Genomic DNA, 25837 nt, shown 5'->3' with positions numbered 1-25837 from the left:
CATCGCTTAACGCAACCGTGCAGCGCTTTGGGTCGCGGCATCCAGCCCGGCCTGCGGCGTGACTTTGCCCTGCAGGATTTGCTGCAGGTCCTGCTGCAATCCGTTGGACAGCCGTGAGTAATCCGCGGTTTCGGGGCGCGAAAGCATCACGTTCAACGACTGTTTGGCGGCAGCGATCAGCGGTTCCTGACCTTTCTGCACCGCGGGATCCTCATAGGAGGATTTCCAGATCGGCAGACTAAGCTTGGCGTATTTGTCCTGCACCGGCTGCGAGGTCATGTAACTGATGTACTGCCAGGCCTGATCGGGGTGGGCGCTGGCCTTGGCAATGCCGAGACCCATGGAGCCATTCACCGCAGAAACCTGACCGGCCTCGGAGCCCGGTGCAGGCACGATACCGACGTCGCCGGCCACCTTGCTTTGCTTCGGATCGTTGGCCATGTTGTACATATAGGTCCAGTTCAGTGCGAAGGCTGCATCCCCATTGGAGAAGGCCTTGCGCACGTCCTCCTCAAGATACTCGCGAGAATTCGGGTTGGTGAGCCCCTTATCCAGTGACGCTTTCATGTAGCTGGCGGCCTGCAGCGAACCCGGGCTGGAGAAGGTGATTTTGCCCTGCTGGATGAACTGGCCCTTGAAGGCCGACACCAGCGTGGTGTAGTCGCAAACCAGCGCTTCGGCCTGTGACCAGCTCCACACCAGCGGGTACTTGACCACGTTTTTCTGCTTCAGAATTTCCGCCTGCTGTTCCAGCTCCTGCCAGGTTTTCGGCGGGGCGGCAATCCCGGCCTTGGCCAGCATGGCCTTGTTGTAATACAGGTATTTGGTGTCGAGGATCCACGGCATGCCCCAGCGCTTGTCTTTGTAGGTGACGGTGGTCATGGCGCCGGCAAAGATTTTGGCGCTGTCGTCGGCGCTGATGCGCGTGGTGACGTCTTGCAGCAGGCCGAACTTGGTGAATTCCGCCGGCCAGATGGCGTCGAACAGCACCACGTCGTAACCATTGCTGCCGGCACCGCGCGCCGCGACGATTTTATCGTGCAGCGCCTCGTAAGGGACAAACTCCAGATTAACGGTGATATCCGGGTGTTGTTTGCTGAAGTCCACGGTCATGGCGCGGATATCGTTTTCACTGTAGGCCGCCTGGGTCATAAACAACGCGCTAATTTGCGTGGGGGCGGCATAGGCGGATGAGAGACTGAGCGCCAGGGCAGACAAAGTACAGACTGTCGTAGCGGCAAGGGTATGGCTTTTCATTGTGCGTTCTCCGGTGTTAAAAAGATTTTTAAATCAATTTGATTGCTTTATTGGAGGGCACCATACTGCAAAGACGATTTCCCTTTCTGCATAGGCAGTTATGACGACTTCCGGCACTAACCTTGAACATGCTCGCGCACACAACCGGCGCGTAGTGATAGAGGCTATCCGTCTGCACGGAGAACTGACCCGTGCCGAAATTGCCCGGCTGACCTCACTGACGCCGCAAACCGTTTCAAACATCGCAACCGAGCTGGAACAGGCCGGCATTCTCTCTTCGCACCTGCCGCGTCGTGCCGGCGGGCGAGGTCAGCCAGCCACGCCGTTGACCCTTAACCCAGACAGTGCGTATTCCATCGGCATCCATCTGGATCACCAGTCCCTGCTGATGATCGTGGTTGATCTGTCAGGCAGCGTACGTTTCCACCGGCTGATTATGGTGCAAAAGCCGCAACCTGCTGCGACCTTGAAACTGATTTGTGATGTACTGCAAGAAATGCGCCAGCAGCCGGATCTGGCCTGGGGGAAAATGCTGGGGATCGGCGTGGTAATGCCGGGGCCGTTTGGCGTGGAAGGGATTTCGTCGGTGGGGCCGACCACGCTCAACGGTTGGGAAAATATCGATGTGGTGGCTGAACTTAACGCGCAAAGTGGCCTGCCGGTGACGCTGGAGAACGATGCCACCGTCGCCGCCATCGGCGAGCGTTTGCACGGCGTAGCCAGACAGCTGAATTCGTTTATTTATTTGTATCTCGGTACCGGGCTTGGCGCGGGGATTTTCACCGATGGCCGAATTTATACCGGCCATGCGCACAATGCTGGTGAAGTCGGCCACATGATTGTGCAACCGGGCGGGCGCGCCTGCTACTGCGGCAACCAGGGCTGCCTGGAACGTTATGTCTCGCTGCAGGCGGCCTACGAGAGCTGCGGGCTGGATCCGATGAGCGCCAGACCACAAGACTTGCTGGTATTGCCGCAGTCGCAGATTGACACCTGGCTGGATTTGGCGGTGCCTGCGTTACGTCAGGCGATCAACATTGTTGAATGCATGTTTGACGCTGAAGCCGTGATTATCGGCGGCCTGATGCCGGAAAGCCTCGTGGCGCAACTGATCAAACGGTTGGCGCCGCTGCATCGCTCGGTGCGCAGCAAATACCTCGACGGCCTGCGGGTGCGGCTGGGCACCACCGGTGCGGATACCGCCGCATTGGGGGCGGCGGCACTGCCGCTGTTTGATGAATTCAATCCCCGTTATGAAGTGTTATTGAAGTCATAAAACCCATCCTACGATTTATATTCTTGCCCAATAATGGTGCAGGCTAATCATTAATCCAATATAAGCAAACGGTTGCTATTTAAGGGCAACCGTTTGCTTATATTCTGCTTATTTTTCGTTGGCTCGGAATATTGTTCGGTGAATTTTATCCTTCTGTTTTTAAACATAAATAATCAATAAAAAACCATCTGGCACGCGGCTTGCTATTCTTAAATCAACATCTGCGTTCGATAAAAAGACCGCCATCGCTCTCCAGGCTGAATTGACTCAGCCGGGTGCTGTGCGCTGGTCGGTAGAAAAGGAAAGCAAAATGAACATGCCATTCACCACGGCGATCCGTGGCAATTTTTTCGACATCGCGGCCTGCGTGGATCACCCGCAGCAATTAGGTCAGCAACTGCGCCATATTCCTGACGGGTTAATGCTGCTCCATGAAGGCGCGATTGCCTGGTTCGGCAGCTGGCAGCAGGGCGAATCGCTGTTGCCGCCGGGGTTTGAGGTCGCTCATTATCCGGACAAACTGATCGTGCCGGGTTTTATCGACACCCATATTCACTACCCGCAAACCGAAATGATCGGCGCCTATGGCGAGCAACTGCTGACCTGGCTGAAAAACTATACCTTCCCGACAGAAAGCCAATTTTGCTGCGAACAGCACTCTGACAAAATGTCGGCATTCTTTCTGCAGCAGCTGTTAAGCAACGGCACCACTACGGCGCTGGTATTTGGCACCGTGCATCCTCAGTCGGTTGAAGCGCTGTTCCGCCAGGCGGCGGCGCTGAACATGCGCTTGATTGCCGGTAAGGTGATGATGGATCGCCATGCGCCGGAAGCCTTGCTGGAAAGCCCGGAACAGAGCTACCGCCAAACGCGAGCGCTGATTGAGCGCTGGCACGGCAAACAGCGGCTGAGTTACGCCATTACGCCGCGCTTTGCGCCCACCAGCACCCCGGCGCTGCTTGAGCAGGTGCAGCGGCTGCGCCAGGAATTTCCGGATGCCTACCTGCACACCCATCTGAGCGAAAATCTTGATGAAGTGGCCTGGGTGAAAGAGTTGTTCCCCGACAGCCGCAGCTACCTGGACGTGTACCACCAGTACGGGCTGACCGGAGAGAAAAGCGTGTTCGCCCACTGTTTGCATCTGGAAGAACAAGAGTGGGATTGCCTGTGCCAAACCCGTTCGGCGATCGCCTTTTGCCCAACCTCCAATCTGTTTCTGGGCAGCGGTTTGTTCAACCTGCAAAAGGCCTGGCAGAAGCAGGTCAGGCTGGGTATCGGCACCGACGTCGGGGCCGGGACCACCTTTAACATGCTGGAAACGCTGGGTGAGGCTTACAAGGTCGCTCAGCTGCAGCGCTATCAGCTTTCCGCCTGTGAAGCCTTCTACCACGCGACGCTGGGCGGAGCTCGAGCCCTGTCGCTCGACGACAAAATCGGCAACTTCGACGTGGGCAAAGAGGCGGATTTTGTGGTGCTGGATCCGGCCGTGTCACCGCTGCAAAAGTTGCGACATGAAAACAGCCGCGAACTGGCGGAGCAACTGTTTGTGTTGATGACCCTGGGTGACGATCGCAATGTTTATCGTACTTACGTCGACGGCAAAGTGGTGTACCGAGCGGCCAAGTGCCAGGAGGCGGCATGATCCAGTTTCTGCTTAATCAAACCCTGAAAACAGAAACCGCACTCGATCCCAACACCACGGTGCTGAACTACCTGCGGCGTGACCTTGGCCGCTGCGGCACCAAAGAGGGCTGTGCCTCCGGCGATTGCGGCGCTTGTACCGTGGTGTTGGCCGAGCCGGAAGGCGATCGGCTGCGTTATCGCAGCGTTAATGCCTGTCTGACCTTCGTCAGCGCGTTGCACGGCAAACAGTTGATCACCGTAGAGGATCTGAAACAGCAGGGGGAATTGCACGGCGTGCAGCAGGCTATGGTCGACTGCCACGGCTCACAGTGCGGTTTTTGTACACCGGGTTTCGTGATGTCGCTGTTCTGCCTGCAAAAAAACACAGCGTCTTATCAACGCGAACAGGCGCAGCAGGCACTGGCCGGCAACCTGTGCCGCTGTACCGGCTATCGCCCGATTTTGGCGGCGGCGCAGCAGGCGTGCGATAACCCTAAGCCAGACAGCTTCGACCACCACCAGCCACAAACGCTGCAACGGCTGCAGGCCATGCGTGCCGCAACGCCGCTGGAGGCTGACGGCAAGCGCTGTTTGCTGCCGCAGAGCCTCGATGAGCTGGCGCAGCTCTATCAACAGCACCCGCAGGCCAAACTGCTGGCCGGTGGGACCGATCTGGCGCTGGATATCACCCAGCGGCATCAGGATATCCCGCTGATCATCGCTATTGGCCAAATCGAGGCGCTCAGGCAGGTAAGCTGGCAGGGCGATCGTCTGGTGATTGGCGCCGGCGCCGCCTTGAGCGATTTGTATCCGATGTTGGCCAACTATCATCCGACCTTTGGTGAACTGCTGGCGCGTTTTGCTTCCCAGCAGATCCGCAATCAGGGCACGTTGGGGGGCAATATTGCCAATGCTTCACCGATTGGCGACGGTGCGCCCTTATTGCTGGCGCTGGACGCGCTGCTGATCCTGCGCTGTGGTGCTACCCAGCGTGAACTGCCGTTGAACGACTTCTTCCTTGGCTACCGCCAAACCGCACTGCAGCCGGGGGAATTTATTGAAAGTATCGTCCTGCCTGCCAGCGCACCGGCGGACTTTCGTGCCTGGAAAGTCTCCAAACGCCTGGAAGACGACATTTCGGCCGTGTGCGGCGCTTTTAATTTGACCTTTGATCAAGGCGTTATCCGCAGCGCCCGCGTGGCGTTCGGCGGCATGGCGGCGACCCCGAAACGCGCCGAACTCTGTGAGCAGCAACTGGTTGGGCAGCCCTGGCGGCGAGAAACCCTTGAGCAAGCGGCACAGGCGTTGGCGCAGGACTTTACGCCGCTGAGCGATTTCCGCGCCAGCAGCGCTTACCGTTTGCTGGTGGCGCAAAACCTGCTGCGCCGCTACTTCATTGCGCTGACAGCGCTGCAGCTGGCAATAGAGGTGACCGCTCATGAGTAATCGCAAAGGGACCGAACACACCCAGGAACACCTGGCAGAACGTTTCCGCCAGTCGTTAACCAGCGGCGTAGGCCGCAGCCGCAAGCACGAGAGTGCCGACAAGCACGTCAGCGGTGAAGCGCAATACATCGACGACAGGCTTGAGTTTCCGAACCAATTGCATCTGGCGGCCAGGCTGAGCGAACGGGCTCATGCGCAGATCGAAAAGCTGGACCTGTCGGCTTGTTACGACTTTCCCGGCGTGGTAAGGGTGATCACCTGGCAGGACGTACCGGGCGAACTGGATATCGCCCCTTTAACGCACGGCGATCCGCTGATGGCGAAAGATAAGGTGGAATACGTCGGACAGGTCATTGCGGTTGTGGCGGCGGAAGATCCGGAAATTGCCTGGCGTGCCGCTCAGGCGATTAAAGTGACCTATCGGGATTTACCGGCACGGTTGGACGTCACTCAATCTTTACGGGAAGGTTTCCTGGTGCAGGAGGCGCATCGTCATCAACGGGGCGACGCCGACCGCGCGTTGGCGCAGGCGAAACACCGCATTCAGGGGGAGCTGCATGTCGGCGGTCAGGAACACTTTTATCTGGAAACCCAGATTGCATCGGTGATGCCGGCCGAGGACGGCGGCATGCTGGTGTATTCCTCGACTCAGAACCCGACCGAGATCCAAAAGCTGGTGGCCTCGGTGCTCAACCTGCCAATGCACAGAGTGACAATTGATACGCGGCGCATGGGCGGTGGTTTTGGCGGTAAGGAAACGCAGGCTGCCGGTCCTGCGTGTTTGTGCGCCGTGATGGCGCATCTCACCGGGCGACCGGTCAAAATGCGCCTTAACCGCCGCGATGACATGTTGATCACCGGCAAGCGCCACCCGTTTTATATTCAATATGACGTAGGTTTCGACGACAGCGGGCTGCTGCACGGGGTGAAAATCAGCCTGGCAGGCAACTGTGGTTATTCGCTCGACCTTTCGGGTTCTATCGTCGATCGCGCCATGTTCCACGCTGATAATGCCTATTTTCTGGAAGATGTGCTGATTACCGGCCACCGCTGTAAGACGCATACCGCTTCCAATACTGCTTACCGGGGCTTTGGCGGGCCGCAGGGCATGATGGCGATTGAGCAGGTCATGGATCATATTGCACGCTATCTGGCGCTCGATCCGTTGGCGGTGCGAAAAAACAACTATTACGGCAAGGATCAACGCAACGTTACGCATTATCATCAGCCGGTGGAGCAGAACCTGCTGCAGGAAATCACCGCAGAGCTGGAGCAAAGTGCCGATTATCAGGCCCGCCGTCAGGCGATCCGGCAGTTCAACGCGCAAAATCCAATCCTGAAAAAAGGGCTGGCGCTGACGCCGGTGAAGTTTGGTATTTCCTTCACCGCCGGCTTCCTTAACCAGGCAGGTGCGTTGGTGCTGGTGTACACCGACGGCAGCATTCAACTTAACCACGGCGGCACCGAAATGGGCCAGGGGCTAAACACCAAGGTGGCGCAGATTGTCGCCGAAGTGTTCCAGGTGGACATCGAACGTATTCAAATCACCGCTACCGATACCGGCAAGGTGCCGAATACCTCGCCGACGGCGGCGTCATCCGGCACGGATCTCAACGGCAAGGCGGCGGAGAATGCCGCGCTGATCATTAAACAGCGGCTGATCGAGATGCTGAGCAAACAGCATCAGGTCAGTGCGGAGCAGATTATTTTCAATAACGGCCAGGTCAAAGTGGCCGAGCGTTATTTCAGCTTCGAGCAGGTGGTTGAGCAGGCGTATTTCAATCAGGTTTCGCTCGCCAGCACCGGCTATTACCGCACGCCGAAAATTTTCTACGATCGCGACCAGGCCCGCGGTCACCCGTTCTATTACTTCGCCTACGGCGCGGCCTGCGCGGAAGTGTTGATCGACACCCTGACCGGCGAGTACAAACTGCTGCGCGCCGACATCCTGCACGACGTGGGCGACTCGCTGAACCCGGCAATCGACGTCGGTCAGGTCGAGGGGGGCTTTGTGCAGGGCATGGGCTGGCTGACCAGCGAAGAGCTGGTGTGGGACGAACAAGGGAAGTTGCTGACGAACGGGCCAGCCAGCTACAAAATCCCGGCTATCGGCGATGTGCCTGCCGATTTGCGTGTCAGGCTGCTGGAAAACCGCAAAAACCCGGAAGATACGGTGTTTCATTCCAAAGCGGTGGGCGAGCCGCCGTTTATGCTGGGGATTTCGGTTTGGTGCGCGATCAAGGATGCGGTCGCCAGCCTGGCGGATTACCGCCTGCAACCCAACATTGACGCACCGGCCACGCCGGAACGGGTGCTGTGGGGCGTGCAGCAGATGTTACACGGTGACGTTGTCACCGATGACGTGCGGGGGAACGGCGATGGACGAGTGGATTGAAGTACTGGCCGATCTGCGGCGACGCGGTGAACCTTGCGTATTGGTGACGCTGGTCGATGAACGAGGCTCTACGCCACGCAACCGGGGTACCAAAATGCTGGTAACCGTCGAACGTGCGGTGAATACCATCGGCGGCGGCCATCTGGAGTTTCAGGCATTGGCGATTGCCCGAGAAATGCTGCTACAGGCTGCGCCCCAGTTACGGCTGGAGCGTTTCCCGCTGGCGGCGCGACTGGGCCAGTGCTGCGGCGGCACCACCAGCGTGCTGTTTGAGCCGATGATATCGCCGCGCCCGCAGATCGCGCTGTTTGGTGCCGGCCACGTCGGGCGCGCACTGGTGAATATCCTCGCCACGCTGCCGTGCCGGGTGCGCTGGGTGGACGGCCGCGCTGCGGAATTCCCGCGGGTTATTCCCGCCGGGGTGCAGCAAGAGATCAGCGATGAGCCGCTGGAGATCGTCGACGCCATGCCGCCGGGCAGTTTCTTTATCGTCATGACCCACGATCACGCGCTGGATCTGGCACTGGCGGAGCGTATTTTGCGTCGCGGCGACGCAGGGTACTTTGGCCTGATCGGATCGCTGACCAAACGCAAACGCTTCGAATACAAGCTCGGCCAACGCGGCATCAGCGAAACGGCGATCGCCGCCATGCGCTGCCCCCTGGGCCTGCCGGACGTGAAGGGCAAACTGCCGGCGGAGATCGCGGTGGCGGTGGCCGGAGAGGTTATTGCCTGCTACGGACAAGGTTTACGCTGAAAAGGTTTTCATTAAACCGAAGGCCAAAAGCCTGATGCTTAGGCCAACTCAACATTCTAATCACTTGTTTTTGCTCAAACTGCCAACTGCGCCTAAGCTAGGATGTGGCCTGGGAACTGGGGTTCCCGCGCAATTTATTCTGTGAACATGGAGGAGTTTCGATTTGATGCGTTTATCTACATTGGTGTTGGCGATCGGCATGGCGCTGAGCTCGCAGGCACAGGCAGCAGAAACTAACCCGCACGCTGACCACACCGCGTTGCCGAGTGGTCAGGCGAAGGAGGCTAACGTGACCGGTGAAGCCAACCAGCACAACAATAAAAAGAACCAGAACCCGTTCTTCTACCAAAGTCGCCTGCCGTTCCAGGCGCCGCCGTTCAATTTGATTAAAGAGAGCGACTACGCCCCGGCAATTGATGCCGGTATCAAGCAAAAGCTGGAGGAAGTGGAGAAGATTGCCAACAACCCGGCCAAGCCTGATTTTAAAAATACCTTCGTGGCGCTGGAACAGTCTGGGGCGTTGCTGTCGCGAGTGATGAACGTGTTTAGTGCCATGACCTCGGCAAACACCAGCGACGCGCTGCAAAAGTTGGATGAAGAAAGCTCACCGAAGCTGGCGGCGCTGGACGACGCCATCATGCTCAACAGCAAACTGTTCGCGCGTATCAAGACCATTTATCAGCAGCGTGATGCGCTGAAGCTGGATGCCGAATCTCGCCGCCTGGTGGAAGTGACTTACAAAAACTTCGAGCTGGCGGGGGCCAATCTCTCCGACGCCGATAAAACCAAGCTGAAGGCGCTGAACCAGGAAGCGGCGACGCTGAGTACCCAGTTCTCCAACAAGCTGCTGGCGGCGACCAAAGACGGTGCGCTGGCTATCGCCGACAAGGGTAAGTTGGACGGATTGTCTGAAAGCGAACTGGCCGCAGCCGCTCAGGCCGCCGGTGAGCGTAAGCTGGACAAGCAGTGGTTACTGGTATTGCAAAACACCACCCAGCAGCCGGATTTGCAAAGCCTGAAAAATCGAGACACTCGCAAGGCGCTGTTTGACGCTTCGTGGAACCGGGCAGAAAAGGGCGACGGCAACGACACTCGCCAGACCATCGCGCGCCTGGCCAAAGTTCGTGCCGAACAGGCCAAACTCTTGGGCTTCCCGAACTATGCGGCCTGGAAGCTGCAAAACCAGATGGCCAAAACGCCGGATGCGGCGCTGAGCTTTATGCGTAATATCGTCCCGGCAGCCACTGCGCGTGCCGAACGAGAAGCCAAAGACATTCAGGCGGTGATCGACCAGCAGAAAGGCGATTTCAAGGTTGCCGCCTGGGATTGGCAGTTCTATGCCGAACAGGTGCGCAAGGCGAAGTACGATCTGGATGAATCGCAGATCAAACCTTACTTCGAATTGGATAACGTGCTGAACAACGGCGTGTTCTATGCCGCCAACCTGCTGTACGGCATCAGCTTCAAAGAACGTAAGGATATCCCGGTTTACCAGCCGGACGTGCGCGTGTATGAGGTGTTCGATAAAGACGGCAAATCGATGGCGCTGTTCTATACCGACTTCTTTAAACGCGACAACAAAGGCGGCGGCGCCTGGATGAGCAACTTCGTCGAACAGTCGAAGTTGAAAGGCACCAAACCGGTGATTTACAACGTTGCCAACTTTACCAAACCGGCAGCAGGTCAGCCTGCATTGCTGTCTTACGACGACGTGATCACCATGTTCCACGAGTTTGGTCATGCGTTGCACGGTATGTTCGCCGATCAGGAATACCCAAGCCTTTCAGGTACCAATACCGCACGTGATTTTGTCGAATTCCCCTCGCAGTTCAACGAGCACTGGGCCAGCGATCCTAAAGTCTTTGCGCATTACGCCAAACACTACAAAACCGGTGAAGCCATGCCGCAGGAACTGGTCGATAAAATCAAAAAAGCCGACAAGTTCAACAAGGGCTACGACATGACCGAGCTGCTGTCTGCGGCACTGTTGGATATGCACTGGCACATGCTGAGCGCCGATCAGCCGCAGCAGGACGTGGATAAATTCGAAGCCGAATCGCTGATGAAAGACAAGATCGATCTCAGCTACGTGCCGCCACGCTATCGCTCAAGCTACTTCAAACACATCTGGGGTAACGGCTATGCCGCCGGTTATTATGCCTATCTGTGGACTGAAATGCTGGCGGATGACGCCTTCCAGTGGTTCAGCGAGCACGGTGGGCTGACGGCGGAGAACGGCCAGCGTTTCCGCGATATGGTGCTGTCGCGCGGTAACAGCCAGGATCTGGAGAAGTTGTACGTCGAGTGGCGCGGTAAAGAACCGAGCATCGAGCCGATGTTGATCAACCGCGGTCTTAAAGACGAATAACAGTTCGCGGCATAACCCAAAACTCCCGGAAGGGCGCAAGTTTCTTGCGTCCTTTTTTTCGTCGGGACATAGCCGAAACGAGGATTTATCATGCGCCGGATATTTTGGCCCGTGAGCAATCAAGGACAAAGATGGCAGACCGATCCTGTGGTTGCCAATAAGTCAGGCCCCGCGAGCGGGGCCCAACGTCCTCAGCGGTTAACCACCTTGGCAGGCAATGCAACTACCAGCAATGAACTGATCAGCAGACACCCGGCGAATGCCCACAGAGCGCCGCCGCTTTTACCGGTCAGGTCCAATGCCAGCCCCATCAGCGAGTTACTCACTAACCCGGCAATGTTTGCCAGCGAACAGGCCAGCGCGAAGCCGGTTGCCGCTGCTGTGCCGCGCAAAAAGGTGGCTGGCAGGCTGAAAAACACCGGTACCGCACCGATGATTGCGGCCTGCGCAACAGAGAACAGCAACACCGTGGCGATCACGTTATGGGTGAAGAACGTGCTGCCGGCCATCGCCATCGCGCCGACAATAAAGGGCACAATGATGTGCCAGCGACGCTCACGCATGCGGTCGGAACTGGTACCGATCAGCAACATGCCCAGCAGGGCAGCAACGCTCGGTAACGCAGTCAGCAGGCCGATGGTAGTGATGTTGGTCACGCCGGCAGTCTTGATAAAGGTTGGCATCCAAAAGCCCATGGCATAGGCGCTAAGCAGGATCGAGAAGTCAATACCACCCAACATCCACACTTTGAGGTTAAAGAAACCGTCGCGAAAACTGTGCTTGCTGTGGCTGGCTTCGGCGTCGTCCTGGGCCAGATCTTCTGCAATGCGTTGTTTTTCGTCCTCGGACAGCCATTTGGCCTGTCGATAGTTGTTCGGCAGCACCCAGAACGTGAGTACGCCCAACAATACGCTGGGAATGCCTTCCAGCAGAAACAGCCATTGCCACCCGTGCAGCCCGTGTCGCATATCAAAATGTCCCATGATCCAGCCAGACAGCGGGCCGCCAAGCACGCTAGACAGGGGTAGGCCGATCATGAACAGCGCAATGATGCGGCCGCGACGGTAAGTCGGGAACCACAGCGTCAGATAATACAGTACTCCTGGCAGGAAGCCGGCTTCCGCTACGCCAAGTAAAAAGCGGATGATGTAAAACTGGTTGGGGGTGGTGACAAACATCGTACAGGCGGAAAGCAGGCCCCAGGTGATCATGATGCGGGCAATCCACACCTTGGCGCCGACGCGCTGCAGGATCAGGTTACTCGGCACTTCAAAAAGGATATAGCCGACAAAGAACAGCCCGGCGCCCAGCCCGAAGGCGGCCTCGCTCAGTTGCAATTGGTCGGCCATCTGCAACTTGGCCAAACCGACGTTGATGCGGTCGAGATAGGCGGCCAGATAGCACAAACAGAGGAACGGGATCAGCTTCCAGGTGATTTTGCGGTACAGAAGCGATTCTGCTCCCGCTTTCCCGGTTAACGGGGTTTCAACAATGGCCATGATGATGTCTCCAGGTGGTGCATGGTGGCCTCCGGAGGAGGAGCGTTGTGTGTTTGCTTTTGAGGCGCTTTCCGCGCCTTCTTTATTGTTCAGCTCTCCGTGCAGGTGAAGCTCTGGGTTACAGCCGGTTCAGATAGTCGAGGGCCTCCTTTTTAGTCACGACATCACCGTATTTACTGTCGATGTCGAAAAGATTGGCCTCATGCGGCCCGGGGTGACGATCGCCTACGCATTCCCGCACGACGATGGTGCGGAAGCCGTGCTGTACCGCGTCCACTGCGCTGGCACGGATACAGCCGCTAGTGGAGCAACCGGCCAACAGCAGGGTATCGACGCCCAGCGCCACCAACATCGGGGCCAAAGAGGTGCCGAAAAAGGCGCTGGCATACTGTTTGCTTAATACCACTTCTGCGGCCAGAGGAGTTACCTGCGTGCAAAAAGCCGCCAGCGGGTTGCCTTCCACCATGTCCTTCATAACCGGAGCTTTTTTCACCCAAATGCCGCCATCGGCAAAATGCCCCGCATGATAGCGGATATTGGTGTGAATCACCGGAATTCCCGTTTGGCGAGCGGTGGCCAACAGCGCCACGCTCTCTTCGACCGCGCTGACCACGCCGGGAGCGAACAGCGGTGCACCCTCGGTTGTGTAGCCCTGCATAAAATCGATCATCAGCAGGGCCGGATGTCGGCCGAAGCCGATGCGGCTGCCCCAGACGCCGCTGTAATTATCGGTGAGTGAGTTATCGGCTGCGGATGCCATAGTTGCTCCTTAATAGGCGCCGGACAGCAGGGCACCTGCGCCGGGAACGATCGGCTCCAGCTCCAGTGCGGTCAGCATGGCGTAAGTGGTTGCGATGGCGGCGGTCAATACCGGTTTGCCGGTTTGTGCTTCAACGGTAGCCACCGCAGGTAAGGACGGCATTTGCACGCAGGCGGACAGCACGATGGCGTCAACGTCGCTCAGATCCATCTCGGCGACAATGCCCGGCAGTTTGGCCGGGTCATGGCGTCCCACGGCCAGATTGTCGGCAATCTCCAGTGCCCGCCATACCTTGACCTCAATACCCTCGTGCTCGATATAGTCCACCACCATTTGGGTCAGGGGTTTCATGTAGGGGGCGACTAACGCAATGCGTTTGGCCCCCAGCACTTTCAGACCGTTGACCAGCGCTCCGGCGCTGCTGATGACCGGAGCGCCGGCGTTATTATCTTGCGTCACCTGTGCCAGCCGAGCCTGTGACTCACGGTGATAGCCCAGCCCCATCGACATGATTGCCACCAGGCAGGCATAACCGAGCACGTCGACTTGTGCGTCGGAAAGTTCCAGAGCACAACGGTCGGATTCGGCGTCCATCGCCGCCAACTCCGCCTTGCTGACGTGTTTCATGCGCATACGGCTGGAGTGAAAGGTGAAACGCTCCGGGCGGATTAGCTGACGAGCGTTCAGCATCGCCGGAATTTCGGTTTCCATCGTGGTGTTGGAGCTGGGGACGATTTGGCCGATGCGGTAATTTTTAGTCATGACACCACTCCTTAATTAATCCAGAAAATTGCCCAGAGCACGGAAGAAACCGTCAAAGTCGTCCCACGGGATCATATGTCCGGCATTTTCAACGTGCGCGAGAGTTATCTCTGGCTGCAATGCGCGGATCTCCGCCTCGTCTTCCTGCTGGATCACGCCGCCAAGGCCCGCGACCATCAGTAATGTCGGCATGCTCAACGCGGGATAATCGCGATGACTATCGACCTGATGGAAATCTTCATAGGCGCGTTGGATGGCCGGTTCATAGCAGGTGTGCAGCCATTCGGCACGCAGTTGGCGCTGCGATTCGCTCCAGCTGGGGCAGTAAGTGCGCATCTGTTCGGCGTTCATACCCAACAGTGACTGACGGATCGAATCGACATACCAGGGCCACTTGCCCGGATATTCGCGCCGACCGGGGCCGGAAACTGGCGGGTCGATCAGCACCAGCCGTCGCACCCCTGCCGGATGGAGCGCGGCAGCGCGTAAGGCAAAGCGTGCCCCCATTGAATGACCGAGCAGGGCGTAGTTTTCCAATTGCAAAGCGCAAGCGAAAGAGGTGATGTCCTGGGCACAGGTTTCGGCGTCATAAGCCAGGTCCGGCCCGCTGGCGGATAGTCCGCGCCCACGCACGTCCAGCACGTAGGTGTCGTACTTTTCAGCCAGTCGTTCGGCGACGAAGCCCCAGGTGATCGCCGGGCTGGTGATGCCGGGGATCAGGATCACCACCGGGCCTTGCCCGCCGTAGCGCAGATAGTGCTGGCGAATGCCGTTGGCCTGCACGTTGGCACCATACAGAAAGTGGCTCATGCGGCGTTCTCCGATTTCAGCGCTTGCGCATACAGGTCATAGCCGTAAACCCAGGCGGGATCTTCCTGCGTGCGCAGGAAGGTATTGGCATTGGATACCGCCTGCACGCGAGAGGCGCGCTCTTTGCGGTTGGCTTCATACAGTTGGAAAGCGGTGCGGTAGTCGGTCAGGCCGGTTTCCTGCAGACAACGCGCCAGCATGGCGGCGTCTTCGATTGCCATGGCTGCGCCCTGAGCCATGTGCGGTTTCATCGGGTGGCAGGCATCGCCGAGCAGTACCATGCGGCCTTCGCTCCACAACGGCAGCGGTTTACGGTTCAGCAACGGCCATTTGGTGACCTGTTCGCTGGACTCGATCAATGCCTGCACAATCGGGTGATAACCGGCGAAGGTTTCGTACATTTCCTCGCGGCTGCTGTCGATAAAGCTGCCCTGGAAATCCCATGCCGGGTGCGGCACGCCGCTGACGTAGTAGTATTCGTCACGCTTTTGGGTGGTGTAATAGACCATCAAGTGACGATCCGCCGACCACCATTTAACGCAGTCTTCAAAACTCAGGTTGTATTTGGCCAGTTTATCGCCGCGGATCAACGCCCGGTGCGCCACCCAACCACTGTAGGTAGGGGCTTCAGTGCCCAGCAGGTGTTCGCGAATGCGGGAATTGATGCCGTCGGCGCCAATCACGATGTCTGCACTGGCCTGAGTACCGTCGGCAAAATTCAGCACCACATGGTTTTCGCGCTCTTCAATCTTGCTCAGGTGCTTGCCAAAATGCACGCTGCCCGGTTGCAGCGCCGCCATCTGCAAGGCCTGCAGATCGCCGCGGTGTACCGTCACGTAAGCGGCACCGTACTCTTTGCGGGCAAATGCCCCCAGTTCGATGCGAGATAGATAATCACCCGTTTCGGCGTCGCGGCTGAACCAGAAGTCCGGGTGAGACGCCATTTGCTCCAAGGGTTGTTCAATGCCGAGACGGCGGAAAATCTTCAATACGTTTGGCCCCATATGGATACCGGCACCCAATCGTGAAAACACCGGACTCTGTTCGTACAGATCGACGGTAAAGCCCGCTTTTTGCAGCAGACCGGCGGCGGCGGCGCCACCCAAACCGGCGCCGACTACGGCAATGCGTTGTTGTTTGCTCATCATTTTTCCCCTGACTGTTGGTTTTTTTACCTGCTATCCGCTGCGATAACGGATAATCGATTTATAGTGTATACGCTAAATAACGCAAAGTTGCACAAGTGTTAATTTTGACTTGGCTCACGCTAATTGGTTGCCGGTTTCTGTTAACCTTATGTTAATCACAGGATGGTAAGGGCTTAAAATAGGATTTGCTTATAGGTGTCTCGGGCTTCTTGCTTCCGGTGGGTTTTTAGTCTTAGATAATTAAAAGAGTGTATTCACTGTAATTTGTACAAAATAACCTCGTTGGCGCCGGGCGCGTCGACCCCTTTAGGCAAAACAGGAGATACCGCATGGCGGTCAATGATAGTCAGTTGGTTCAGCTGTTCGAGCAGGTGCTTACGCTGTCAAAGGTTGATGCTTCGCAAAGCGTGGCGATCCTGAAAAGTCACTATTCCGATGCGCGCACGGTACGCGCAGCTACCGATGCTGCACTGCGATTGGGCGCTAAGGTTTATGCGGTGGAGTTGCCCTCGTTTAACCATCCGCGCGCCATGGGCAACGACATGACTGCTTATTGCGGTGATACGGCATTGACCGGCAACCATGCGGCGCAGCGAGCGTTGGAGGCCGCCGATCTGGTGGTCGATACCATGATGTTGCTGCACTCGCCGGAGCAGGAGCAAATCCTTAAGACCGGCACGCGTATTTTGCTGGCGGTCGAGCCGCCGGAGGTATTGGCACGGATGTTGCCTAATGCGGAAGACAAAGCGCGAGTGTTGGCGGCGGCTGCCGTGCTGGAACAGGCAAAATTAATGCAGGTGAAATCTGTCGCCGGCAGCGATTTTCGCGCCCCGCTGGGGCAATACCCCACGGTAACCGAATACGGTTACGCCGACGAACCGGGACGTTGGGATCACTGGCCAAGCGGCTTCCTGTTCACCTGGCCGAATGAGGAACAGGCCGAAGGGGTACTGGTGCTGGATGTGGGCGATATCCTGCTGCCGTTCAAGAGCTATGCGCGGGAACGGATCACGCTGGAGATAGACAAGGGCTTTGTGACGCGTATTCACGGGGGGTTTGAGGCGGAATATCTTCGGGAGTACATGAAATATTTCAACGATCCGGAAGTGTACGGCATCTCGCACATCGGCTGGGGCTTACAGCCACGTGCACAGTGGACGGCGATGGGGCTGCACGACAAAAACGACGGGATGTGTATGGATGCACGTGCCTTCTATGGCAACTTCCTTTTTTCCACCGGGCCGAATACCGAAGTCGGTGGTACGCGTAAAACGCCGTGCCACATGGATATCGCGCTGCGCCATTGCGACATTAGCCTGGACGGCACGACGGTAGTGGCGGATGGCGAAGTGGTGGCTCCTGCGGCGTCCCGAGTAAGCCAGGGCTAACCTTGCTGCTAAACGCGGGGGTTTGTACTATTCTCGGTGGTTTCCATAGATGGTGAGAGTAACGCAATGACGCCCCCCGAATACCCGGCTGCAGAAAACGGCAAGACCGAAAATTATCATTTTACTGAACAAGTCGGGCACCTGCTTCGTAAGGTTTACCAGCGCCATGTGGCCATCTTTCAGCAGAACGTTGGCGATTCGCAGCTGACCGCGGTGCAGTTTATTACCCTGTGCGCGGTGCGTGACATGGGCCCGAGTTCGCTAACTGAGCTGGTGCAGGTGACGGCAGTCGATCAAGCCACCATTCGCGGCATTGTCGAGCGCCTCAAAGCGCGTGAGCTGATCACCGTTATGCCGGATCCTGTCGACCGGCGCAAAGTGGTGGTCGGGCTGACTGATACCGGTGCCGATCTGTTGAGGGAAACGGTGCCGCATGCGGCGAAGATCACAGAATTAACCTTCGGCACGCTCAATCCGGCCGAGCGTATAGCACTGATGTTCCTGCTCAATAAAATGCTGGAAGACCAGCCACCCGGCTGATTCGCCCCGCGCAACTGCTGTTGTCTGGTGAGTGCGGTGGCGGCGAGGTCACGGCCCACAATTCATACCCTATAGCTTTCAAATTGCAGCCAGGCTGGCAGCTTGCCCACTCTCAAGTCAGTAACTGGGATGGGCAAGTGCGGCAACGACGCAGCGGCGTGAAAGATGACGGGTATCACCAGAGCGCAGGCGGAGACGCGAGAATGGCGATATCTGAAGTGCAATCGCCCAGGGAAGGCGCGGTAAAAACGCTGACGGAGCACCCATTGATGCTGTCGGTAAATGGCGAAAATATTCATACCTGGGTGATGGCGGATACGCCTCTGTTATTGGTGTTACGCAACGATTTGGCGCTCAATGGCCCAAAGTACGGCTGCGGCCTCGGAGAGTGCGGCGCATGCACCGTATTGGTTGACGGCATTGCCGCACGCTCCTGCGTGATCCCGGCTCTGGGTGTGACCGGCCGTGAGGTCACCACGCTGGAAGGGCTGGGCGATCGCCAACATCTGCATCCGGTGCAGCGCGCTTTTATTGAAGAACAGGCGGCGCAGTGCGGTTATTGCCTGAACGGCATGATCATGACCACCAAAGCCCTGTTGGATCGAAATCCCTCGCCCAGTGACAGAGAAATCCGTCAGGCACTGTCCGGCAATCTGTGTCGTTGCGGCACCCATATCGAAATCCTGCGTGCGGTTCAGCGCGCTATCACTCTGTATCGCAACGAGGAAACCTCGTCCCATGACTGATACCCATTCCTCATTGCCGAGTCAGGCGGAGCTATTGCAGCGCCAGGGCACATTGCTGATTGTCGATCAGATCCAACCGCCGCCAGGGCTGGTACCGAAAGGTCAGACGCCGAGCCTGAAACCCAAAGAACAAGGGTTGTTTATTGCCATTTGCGACAGCGGTGAGGTTTATGCCTTCAACGGCCATGTCGATCTGGGCACTGGCGTGCGCACCGCATTAGGTCAGATTGTCGCCGAAGAGCTCTACCTGCGCATGGATCAGGTGCGCATGGTGCTGGGCGACACTGAGAGCACGCCGAATCAGGGGGCGACTATCGCCAGTGCCACCCTGCAGATTTCGGCGGTACCCCTGCGTAATGCCGCCGCCGAAGCGCGCCGCTGGTTGCTGCAGCAGGCGGCACAACGTTTTGACTTCAGAGTAGAGCAACTGACGCTGGACGACGGCATCGTTGTTAGCCCTGACGGGCAAAGGCTGAGCTATGGCGAACTGGTGGCTGGTGTACATATTGCATTAACGATCAGCGGTGATGCGCCGCTTAAGCCGCAGGCCGAGTACCGTTTGGTGGGGACCAGCACCGCACGTGTCGATATCCCGGCCAAGGCCACAGGCGAATCCACCTATGTGCACGATATGCGGTTGCCGAACATGTTACACGGGCGGGTGGTGCGACCGCCGTATGCGGGCTACGACAGCGGTGAGTTTGTCGGCACCAGCCTGCTGGCGGTGGACGAACGATCGATTGCCCATATTCCCGGCATCGTCAAGCTGGTGGTGATAGAAGACTTTATCGGCATTGTTGCCGAGCGCGAGGAGCAGGCGATCAAGGCGGCACAGGCGCTGCAGGTGAGCTGGAAAGACTGGCGGCGTAACCTGCCGCAGATGACCGATGTGGCTCAGGCGCTGCGCGATAATCCCCATTCGACGCGGGTGGTGCATGATACCGGCAACGTGGATACAGCGTTGGCTGCCGCCGACCGACGCTTTACCCGCAGTTATCTTTGGCCATATCAACTGCATGCGTCGATTGGCCCGTCCTGCGCATTGGCAGATTACCAACCACAGCAACTGCGGGTGTGGTCGGGTAGCCAGAACCCGCACTTGTTGCGCGCCGATCTCGCCTGGCTGCTGGAGTACCCGGAAAATCAGATTGATATCATCCGCATGGAGGCCGCCGGCTGTTATGGTCGTAACTGCGCCGATGATGTCTGTGCGGATGCGGCGCTGCTGTCGCGAGCGGTAGGCCGTCCGGTACGGGTGCAGCTAACCCGTGAGCAGGAACATCTGTGGGAACCGAAGGGCACTGCGCAACTGATGGAGGTTGACGGTGGGTTGGACGCCGCCGGTGATCCGGTCGCCTATGATTTTCGCACCTATTATCCTTCCAACGGTGCACCCACTCTGGCGCTGTTGCTGACCGGAAGGGTGGAGCCGGTGCCGGTGGCTTATGAGATGGGGGATCGCACTTCGGTACCGCCCTATGAATATCCGGCGTTGCGCGTCAGCATTGAGGATATGGCACCGATTGTCCGCGCTTCCTGGATGCGGGGCGTATCGGCACTGCCGAATACCTTCGCGCACGAGTCCTATATTGACGAACTGGCTATCGCCGCCGGCGTCGATCCGCTTGAATATCGGCTGCGTTATATCAAGGATCAACGTGCCACCGAACTGATGCGCAGTACCGCCGAACGTGCCGGCTGGACGCCGCATACCGAACCTATGCAAACCCCGGCGGAAGACGGCGTACTGCGTGGACGAGGCTTTGCCTATGCGCGTTATATTCACAGTAAGTTTCCCGGTTTCGGTGCCGCGTGGGCCGCCTGGGTCGCCGACGTTGCTATCGACAAAGTCAGCGGCGAAGTGGCGGTCACGCGGATTGTGGTCGGGCACGACGCCGGCATGATGGTCAATCCGGACGGCGTACGTCACCAGATCCACGGCAACGTTATCCAGTCGACCAGCCGGGTGCTAAAAGAGCGAGTGACCTTCGAAGAATCCACGATCTCCAGCAAAGAGTGGGGGGCTTACCCGATCCTGACTTTCCCGGAGGTGCCAGAGGTGGATGTCGTGATGATGCCACGCCCTTACGATCCGCCATTGGGGGCCGGTGAGTCTGCCTCGGTGCCCAGCGCGGCAGCCATCGCCAATGCGGTGTTTGATGCCACCGGTATTCGGTTTCGCGAGTTGCCGATCACCTCTGATCGACTGCGCGAGGCGTTGAACGGTCCGGATAGTCAGCGGCAGCCGTCAACGCAGCCAGTCAAAACCAAACGCAGTAAATGGTGGTTTGGTGGCGTGGCCGGGATTTTAGGCGCCGCGCTGGGTGTTGCGACGACGGCACTGCCATGGCGTGCCGAAATTGCGCCGGTGGCTACCCCTGGCTCAGGTACCTGGTCTGCCGCGACCCTGGAAAGGGGGCGTCAGTTGGCCGCCGCCGGGGATTGCGCGGTATGCCATACCGCCTCAGAAGGGCTAACCAATGCCGGGGGGCGGGCGATGGAAACTCCGTTTGGAACCCTGTACAGCACCAATATCACCCCAGATGTGGAAACCGGTATCGGCAACTGGTCGTTTACCGCGTTCGACCGGGCGATGCGTCAGGGCATCAGCCGCGATGGCAGGCATTTGTATCCGGCATTTCCCTATACGGCGTTCAGTAAGATGACCGAGGGTGACATGCAAGCGCTGTATGCCTATATGATGTCGCAACCGGCGGTGCTGCAAAGTACCCCGGCTAATCAGATGCGTTTTCCGTTCAATATGCGCCCGTTAATGGCCGGCTGGAATGCGCTGTTTCTCCGCCAGGGCGAATTTCAGTCAAATCCCGCGCAAAGCGCGCAGTGGAACCGTGGCGCTTACCTGGTTAACGGGTTGGGCCATTGTGCCGCCTGCCATTCCCCGCGCAATCTAATGGGCGCTGAAAAGGGCGGCAGCAACTTTTTGGCGGGGGCGATGGTGGATGGCTGGGAAGCGCCGGCATTAAACCAATTGGCCAATGCGGACAAATCCTGGACCGAAGAGCAGCTATTCCAGTATTTGCGTAGCGGTCATTCTGCCGAGCACGGCGTCGCGGCCGGCCCGATGGGGCCGGTGGTCGGCGAACTGGCCACACTGCCGGAAACCGACGTTCGAGCGATGGCCAATTACCTGATTTCATTGAGCAACCCGACCGGATTGAACCTGGAACCGCAGGCTAAACCGGCTACCACTCTTTCGACCGCCGTAGGGCAATTGGGCGGAGAACGTCTGTTTCAGGGCGCCTGCCAAGCCTGTCACAGCGCCGCCAGCGGCGGGCCGCAGCTGTTTGGCGTCAGCCCGGACTTGGCGAACAACACCAATATATTCAGCGAGCGGCCGGATAACCTGATTAATGTGATTTTGCAGGGAATTTCCAAACCGGCTACCGCTGATTTGGGCTTTATGCCTGGATTCAAAGACAGTTTTTCCGATCGTCAAGTGGCTGATCTGGTGAATTATCTACGGCAGCATTATGCCGGGGACAAACCGGCATGGCGCGATGTCGAAACGCAGGTTGCCAGGCTACGTGCCAATCCGGGCAGCCATTAACTGTCGTTAAAAAACGGTGCTATTGCGGTTGCAGGAAAGCAATAAGCCGCTGCGCCGGTAGCGGTAACTGGGCCAACTGACGCACTACGATAGACAGCTGGCGTGTGGCCCAGGTATCGTCCAGCACAAGAATTCTGACTTGCATGCCCGGCCATTGCCGGGCGATCTCCTCCGGTACCACGGCGATACCGGCACCACGCGTCACCATCCGACACACCACTTCAAAGCTTCCTGCCCGGGCGCGTAAGCGCATTGGGCCGCCGTTGCGTAGGGCGTGTTGCGCCAAATGTTGCTGCAGCGCGCTGTCGTCGCTTAAGCCAATAAAGTCATATGCCAGCGTTTCGCTAAAGCTGACGTTGGCGCGCCCGGCTAACGGATGATCGACCGGTAGCGCCAGCACCAGGCGATCCTGGCGGAACGGGTAGCTTTCCAGCCCGCGCAGGTCGGCGTGGTTGGCGACAATGCCGATATCCGCAGTTTGATCGAGGATCGACTGGCTGATCGCCGTGCTGGGCAACTCTTCCAACGCAATGTCCGTCTGTGGGTTAAGCAGCAGATAGTCGGCCAGCAACTCCGGAAGAAAAGCGCTGGCGGCGACGGTATTGGCCAGAATACGCAAATGGCAGGCGTTGCCCGGGGAAAACTCTGCCATATCCCCCCGTAGCCGTTCGCTTTGCTGTAACAACAGACGAGCATGGCCCAACAGGCGTTCACCGGCCTGAGTGGTTTGTACTCCCCGCGCGCCGCGGGCCAAAAGCTGAATACCAGCCTGTTGCTCCAATCCGCGAATGCGGGCACTGGCCGATGCCAGCGACAGGCAGGCACGATCGGCCCCGGCGGTGATGCTGCCCGCCTCTGCCACGGCGATAAACAGCCGCAGGTCGGTAAAATCGAAATGCATCGGCTTCTCCTACGTATTTGCCTCAGGCTGGCTCAGTGATTGCCGCATTGTGCGGCAGGCAAGGGCTGCGGACAATCCATGCACCAAGGGATAATGAGGAAGGATAGACCTATGACGTTGACGCTACCTGAAATTTTAGCCCTGCTGGGCATCTTTATGCTGGCGGGCACGGTAAAGGGAGTGATTGGCCTGGGGCTGCCGACGGTGTCTATGGGGTTACTCAGCCTGCTGATGTCTCCGGCACAGGCTGCGGCGCTGTTGCTGGTGCCGTCGCTGGTGACCAACTTCTGGCAGTTGTTCACCGGGCCGGACGTCCGTGCACTTTGCCGCAGGTTGTGGCCGATGATGGCCTGTGTCGCCATGGGCACAATGCTGACCACGGGCACCTTGACCACCGGTCAAAACCGGTTGGCACCGATAGCGTTGGGGGTCTGTTTGGTCGTTTACGCGCTGTTGGGTTTTAGCCGTTTTCAGTGGCGGCTTTCACCCAGGGCTGAACGCAGGTTGGGCCCTCTATGCGGTGTACTTACCGGGCTGATTACCGGTGCTACCGGGGTATTCGTGATCCCGGCGGTTCCTTATTTAAATGCATTGGGATTGGCGCGTGACGATCTGGTGCAGGCGTTGGGGCTGTCATTCACCGTTTCGACGTTGGCATTAGCCGCTGGCCTGGCGTGGCAACATGCATTGCCGGGCGCGTTGCTAGGCACCTCATTATTGGCATTGCTTCCTGCGCTGGTGGGGATGTGGTTGGGGAGTGTGCTGCGCCAGCATTGTCGCCCTGCGGTATTTCGTCGCTGTTTTTTTATCGGTCTGTTAGTTTTGGGAATTGAAATAGTGTGGAATGGCATTAGTTAAATGCGAGTAAATAATATTTCACGCAGTTGCGAAGTAATTGGGTTGTATTAGCGGTTAAATTAAATGTTCCGTGTAATTCATTCTATTTAGTTCACTTGGTTCTATCGACAGAAATGGTTTTATATATTGACATGGCGGCGACGTGTATTTATATCTATATCTTCCTTACGTTCTTAAAAGAGGGCGGGCGAAAACAATTTCGACAGCTTTTATTATTGTGCTTTTTGCCGTTACGCTATCCCATAATCTGTTTTTATTGTGGGCATTAGCCAATAGGGCAGCCTGATCAGGAACAGTAACCCTGATGCAATGGCTAAATGGATGATTTGTTTTTCATTGCCGCCAGGGGTAATGACATTGATGAAAAAATTATATAATTCAGCGCGAGGGTGAGTCCGCAAATGGAAGCGTCGCGGTCAGTAAGATAATTATCGTTCCAAAATCCCGATAAAGGTGTAACCCCCATGTCAGAACGTTCTCTCCAGATTTATCGTGAGGGTTATTTCGCTGCGCAGGTCAATAAAGCGGAGGGTGAGGTAATTATTCCTGCCAGCCTCAGTCTGACCGCCTATGCCTGGGCCAGCATCTTGCTGGTGTTGGCTATCGGGCTATTTCTGATCTTGGGTGAATATACCCGTAAAGCGCGTTTGGACGGTGTGGTGATGCCATCCAGCGGTTTGATCAAGGTGGTTGCCCGCAGCGCCGGACAGGTTACCGAACGTTTAGTGACGGAGGGGGCGACCGTCAAAGCCGGCCAGGCACTTTATCGGCTCAGCGGCGAATATTTCAATGGTCAAGGTATCGCGACGCTGGCGTCGGTTTCCGACTCGTTAAAACGGCAATATCACATGCTGGAGCGCCAACGCGCACAAGAACTGGCCACTCGGATTTTACAGCAAACCGGTGTGCGCCAGCGCATGACGCAACTTCAGGATGAACTGGCCAGCGCAGAGGCGGCAATGGTGGAGGTAAAGCAACAGGCGGAATTATCGCATTCGCTGATGGCGCGCTACCACAAGCTGATAGGCAAAGGTTACGTTTCCGAACTTGAGTTTCAGCAGCAGAAAATGACGTTGTCGACGGCGCGGGAAAAAGTAGAAATGCAGCGTCAGGCGCAGTTGCGGTTAAAGCGTGAGCTTGCCGCGGCGGCCTCGGAACTGCGGACGCTGGCGCAACATCAACAAGGGCGTGACGCCGAACTTGAACGCCAGTTGCAGGGCATCAGGCAACAGGAAATAGAACTGGTTGCCCAGCGTGACCACACGCTCACTGCGCCGGTAGACGGGCATGTCGTAGTAGTGCTGGCCCGGGCGGGGCAGACGGTCAAGCAAAACGATCCTTTGCTGATGATGGTCGCTGACGGTGCCGAGCTGCAGGTTGAACTCTTTGCGCCCAGCAAAGCGGTGGGCTTTATCAAACCTCACCAACGGGTCGGGTTGCGCTTTGCCTCCTTTCCCTATGAAAAGTTTGGCGTGCAGTATGGCGCCACCCGCGCCATCACCGATGCCAGCCTGAGCGCCAATGACGTCATGCAGCAAAATCCGATGACCTGGAAGGAAAACGAAGGGCATTACCGCGTCATCGTTGCGCTGGAGAAAACCACCATTACCGCCTATGGGCGCCAGGAACCATTGCGCGTCGGGATGACCGTGTCCGCAGACGTGGAGTTGGATCGCCGCCGCCTGTACGAGTGGCTGCTGGAGCCGTTATGGAGTCTGCAAGGAAGGATATAAAC

General features: G+C 57.6%; 19 protein-coding genes. 12 read left to right on the top strand and 7 right to left on the bottom strand.

Annotated elements, in window-relative coordinates; genetic code table 11:
- Positions 1–6 precede the first annotated feature (6 nt).
- The gene (locus AC1RKC_RS02135) at positions 7–1257 is read right to left on the bottom strand and encodes an extracellular solute-binding protein (RefSeq protein ID WP_493092173.1); all 1251 of its coding nucleotides are present in this window, start codon (positions 1255–1257) and stop codon (positions 7–9) included.
- A 100-nt stretch (positions 1258–1357) separates the two neighbouring features.
- Here AC1RKC_RS02135 and AC1RKC_RS02130 point away from each other — a divergent pair, with 100 nt between their 5' ends.
- From AC1RKC_RS02130 to dcp, 6 genes are all read left to right on the top strand, one after another.
- A complete protein-coding gene (locus tag AC1RKC_RS02130) occupies positions 1358–2533 on the top strand; it encodes an ROK family transcriptional regulator (RefSeq protein ID WP_493092174.1) in 1176 nt (391 codons plus the stop codon).
- A gap of 310 nt (positions 2534–2843) precedes the next feature.
- On the top strand, positions 2844–4175 hold the full coding sequence (guaD, locus tag AC1RKC_RS02125) for a guanine deaminase (protein WP_115058889.1): 1332 nt from the start codon (positions 2844–2846) through the stop codon (positions 4173–4175).
- The gene (xdhA, locus tag AC1RKC_RS02120; RefSeq protein WP_493092175.1) at positions 4172–5602 is read left to right on the top strand and encodes a xanthine dehydrogenase small subunit; all 1431 of its coding nucleotides are present in this window, start codon (positions 4172–4174) and stop codon (positions 5600–5602) included. Before guaD ends, xdhA begins: the two co-directional genes overlap by 4 nt.
- A complete protein-coding gene (xdhB, locus tag AC1RKC_RS02115) occupies positions 5595–7997 on the top strand; it encodes a xanthine dehydrogenase molybdopterin binding subunit (RefSeq protein ID WP_493092176.1) in 2403 nt (800 codons plus the stop codon). Before xdhA ends, xdhB begins: the two co-directional genes overlap by 8 nt.
- Entirely contained in the window at positions 7981–8754 is a 774-nt protein-coding gene (gene xdhC, locus AC1RKC_RS02110) for a xanthine dehydrogenase accessory protein XdhC (RefSeq protein ID WP_493092177.1), read from the top strand. The genes xdhB and xdhC overlap by 17 nt, the downstream gene beginning before the upstream one ends.
- Before the next feature lie 166 nt (positions 8755–8920).
- On the top strand, positions 8921–11122 hold the full coding sequence (dcp, locus tag AC1RKC_RS02105) for a peptidyl-dipeptidase Dcp (RefSeq protein ID WP_493092178.1): 2202 nt from the start codon (positions 8921–8923) through the stop codon (positions 11120–11122).
- Between the two features lie 191 nt (positions 11123–11313).
- On the opposite strand, the gene AC1RKC_RS02100 is transcribed toward dcp, so the two are convergent.
- From AC1RKC_RS02100 to AC1RKC_RS02080, 5 genes are all read right to left on the bottom strand, one after another.
- Entirely contained in the window at positions 11314–12621 is a 1308-nt protein-coding gene (locus AC1RKC_RS02100) for an MFS transporter (protein WP_048759082.1), read from the bottom strand.
- Between the two features lie 118 nt (positions 12622–12739).
- Positions 12740–13381 (bottom strand): N-carbamoylsarcosine amidohydrolase, encoded by a 642-nt coding sequence (locus AC1RKC_RS02095; RefSeq protein WP_493092179.1) that lies wholly within the window; start codon positions 13379–13381, stop codon positions 12740–12742.
- Between the two features lie 9 nt (positions 13382–13390).
- Positions 13391–14143 carry a maleate cis-trans isomerase family protein gene (locus AC1RKC_RS02090; RefSeq protein ID WP_020826783.1) on the bottom strand — a complete coding sequence of 251 codons (753 nt, stop codon included), beginning with the start codon at positions 14141–14143 and terminating at the stop codon, positions 13391–13393.
- Positions 14144–14158: 15 nt separating this feature from the next.
- Positions 14159–14953 carry an alpha/beta fold hydrolase gene (locus AC1RKC_RS02085; RefSeq protein ID WP_020826784.1) on the bottom strand — a complete coding sequence of 265 codons (795 nt, stop codon included), beginning with the start codon at positions 14951–14953 and terminating at the stop codon, positions 14159–14161.
- Positions 14950–16101, bottom strand: coding sequence for an FAD-dependent monooxygenase (locus AC1RKC_RS02080; RefSeq protein WP_041414542.1), 1152 nt, complete (start codon positions 16099–16101; stop codon positions 14950–14952). Before AC1RKC_RS02080 ends, AC1RKC_RS02085 begins: the two co-directional genes overlap by 4 nt.
- 329 nt (positions 16102–16430) lie before the next feature.
- On the opposite strand from AC1RKC_RS02080, the gene AC1RKC_RS02075 reads away from it, so the two are divergent.
- The 4 genes from AC1RKC_RS02075 (at position 16431) to AC1RKC_RS02060 (ending at position 22343) form a co-directional block, all read left to right on the top strand.
- On the top strand, positions 16431–17489 hold the full coding sequence (locus AC1RKC_RS02075) for a 2,5-dihydroxypyridine 5,6-dioxygenase (RefSeq protein ID WP_129982901.1): 1059 nt from the start codon (positions 16431–16433) through the stop codon (positions 17487–17489).
- A gap of 66 nt (positions 17490–17555) precedes the next feature.
- The gene (locus AC1RKC_RS02070; protein ID WP_046373624.1) at positions 17556–18029 is read left to right on the top strand and encodes a MarR family winged helix-turn-helix transcriptional regulator; all 474 of its coding nucleotides are present in this window, start codon (positions 17556–17558) and stop codon (positions 18027–18029) included.
- 203 nt (positions 18030–18232) lie between these two features.
- On the top strand, positions 18233–18775 hold the full coding sequence (locus AC1RKC_RS02065) for a (2Fe-2S)-binding protein (RefSeq protein ID WP_116690529.1): 543 nt from the start codon (positions 18233–18235) through the stop codon (positions 18773–18775).
- Positions 18768–22343 (top strand): molybdopterin cofactor-binding domain-containing protein, encoded by a 3576-nt coding sequence (locus tag AC1RKC_RS02060; RefSeq protein ID WP_493092180.1) that lies wholly within the window; start codon positions 18768–18770, stop codon positions 22341–22343. Before AC1RKC_RS02065 ends, AC1RKC_RS02060 begins: the two co-directional genes overlap by 8 nt.
- 19 nt (positions 22344–22362) lie before the next feature.
- Here the strand turns inward: AC1RKC_RS02060 and AC1RKC_RS02055 are convergent, their stop codons facing one another.
- Entirely contained in the window at positions 22363–23244 is an 882-nt protein-coding gene (locus tag AC1RKC_RS02055; protein WP_046373621.1) for a LysR family transcriptional regulator, read from the bottom strand.
- 111 nt (positions 23245–23355) lie between these two features.
- Here AC1RKC_RS02055 and AC1RKC_RS02050 point away from each other — a divergent pair, with 111 nt between their 5' ends.
- Positions 23356–24102, top strand: coding sequence for a sulfite exporter TauE/SafE family protein (locus tag AC1RKC_RS02050; RefSeq protein WP_493092181.1), 747 nt, complete (start codon positions 23356–23358; stop codon positions 24100–24102).
- A gap of 464 nt (positions 24103–24566) precedes the next feature.
- Positions 24567–25835 carry an HlyD family secretion protein gene (locus tag AC1RKC_RS02045; RefSeq protein WP_234530215.1) on the top strand — a complete coding sequence of 423 codons (1269 nt, stop codon included), beginning with the start codon at positions 24567–24569 and terminating at the stop codon, positions 25833–25835.
- Positions 25836–25837: the final 2 nt, after the last annotated feature.

The organism is Serratia sp. GW822-FHT06E05 (assembly GCF_058799445.1).
The sequence above is the reverse complement of the archived record's forward strand: the minus strand, read 5'-3'. Positions and strand labels throughout refer to the sequence as shown.

What these genes read in the sequence shown, in the direction of transcription:
- AC1RKC_RS02135 (WP_493092173.1), bottom strand. Translation starts at nt 1,257, where the DNA reads ATGAAAAGCCATACCCTTGCCGCTACGACAGTCTGTACTTTGTCTGCC.
- AC1RKC_RS02130 (WP_493092174.1), top strand. Translation starts at nt 1,358, where the DNA reads ATGACGACTTCCGGCACTAACCTTGAACATGCTCGCGCACACAACCGG.
- guaD (WP_115058889.1), top strand. Translation starts at nt 2,844, where the DNA reads ATGAACATGCCATTCACCACGGCGATCCGTGGCAATTTTTTCGACATC.
- xdhA (WP_493092175.1), top strand. Translation starts at nt 4,172, where the DNA reads ATGATCCAGTTTCTGCTTAATCAAACCCTGAAAACAGAAACCGCACTC.
- xdhB (WP_493092176.1), top strand. Translation starts at nt 5,595, where the DNA reads ATGAGTAATCGCAAAGGGACCGAACACACCCAGGAACACCTGGCAGAA.
- xdhC (WP_493092177.1), top strand. Translation starts at nt 7,981, where the DNA reads ATGGACGAGTGGATTGAAGTACTGGCCGATCTGCGGCGACGCGGTGAA.
- dcp (WP_493092178.1), top strand. Translation starts at nt 8,921, where the DNA reads ATGCGTTTATCTACATTGGTGTTGGCGATCGGCATGGCGCTGAGCTCG.
- AC1RKC_RS02100 (WP_048759082.1), bottom strand. Translation starts at nt 12,621, where the DNA reads ATGGCCATTGTTGAAACCCCGTTAACCGGGAAAGCGGGAGCAGAATCG.
- AC1RKC_RS02095 (WP_493092179.1), bottom strand. Translation starts at nt 13,381, where the DNA reads ATGGCATCCGCAGCCGATAACTCACTCACCGATAATTACAGCGGCGTC.
- AC1RKC_RS02090 (WP_020826783.1), bottom strand. Translation starts at nt 14,143, where the DNA reads ATGACTAAAAATTACCGCATCGGCCAAATCGTCCCCAGCTCCAACACC.
- AC1RKC_RS02085 (WP_020826784.1), bottom strand. Translation starts at nt 14,953, where the DNA reads ATGAGCCACTTTCTGTATGGTGCCAACGTGCAGGCCAACGGCATTCGC.
- AC1RKC_RS02080 (WP_041414542.1), bottom strand. Translation starts at nt 16,101, where the DNA reads ATGATGAGCAAACAACAACGCATTGCCGTAGTCGGCGCCGGTTTGGGT.
- AC1RKC_RS02075 (WP_129982901.1), top strand. Translation starts at nt 16,431, where the DNA reads ATGGCGGTCAATGATAGTCAGTTGGTTCAGCTGTTCGAGCAGGTGCTT.
- AC1RKC_RS02070 (WP_046373624.1), top strand. Translation starts at nt 17,556, where the DNA reads ATGACGCCCCCCGAATACCCGGCTGCAGAAAACGGCAAGACCGAAAAT.
- AC1RKC_RS02065 (WP_116690529.1), top strand. Translation starts at nt 18,233, where the DNA reads ATGGCGATATCTGAAGTGCAATCGCCCAGGGAAGGCGCGGTAAAAACG.
- AC1RKC_RS02060 (WP_493092180.1), top strand. Translation starts at nt 18,768, where the DNA reads ATGACTGATACCCATTCCTCATTGCCGAGTCAGGCGGAGCTATTGCAG.
- AC1RKC_RS02055 (WP_046373621.1), bottom strand. Translation starts at nt 23,244, where the DNA reads ATGCATTTCGATTTTACCGACCTGCGGCTGTTTATCGCCGTGGCAGAG.
- AC1RKC_RS02050 (WP_493092181.1), top strand. Translation starts at nt 23,356, where the DNA reads ATGACGTTGACGCTACCTGAAATTTTAGCCCTGCTGGGCATCTTTATG.
- AC1RKC_RS02045 (WP_234530215.1), top strand. Translation starts at nt 24,567, where the DNA reads ATGTCAGAACGTTCTCTCCAGATTTATCGTGAGGGTTATTTCGCTGCG.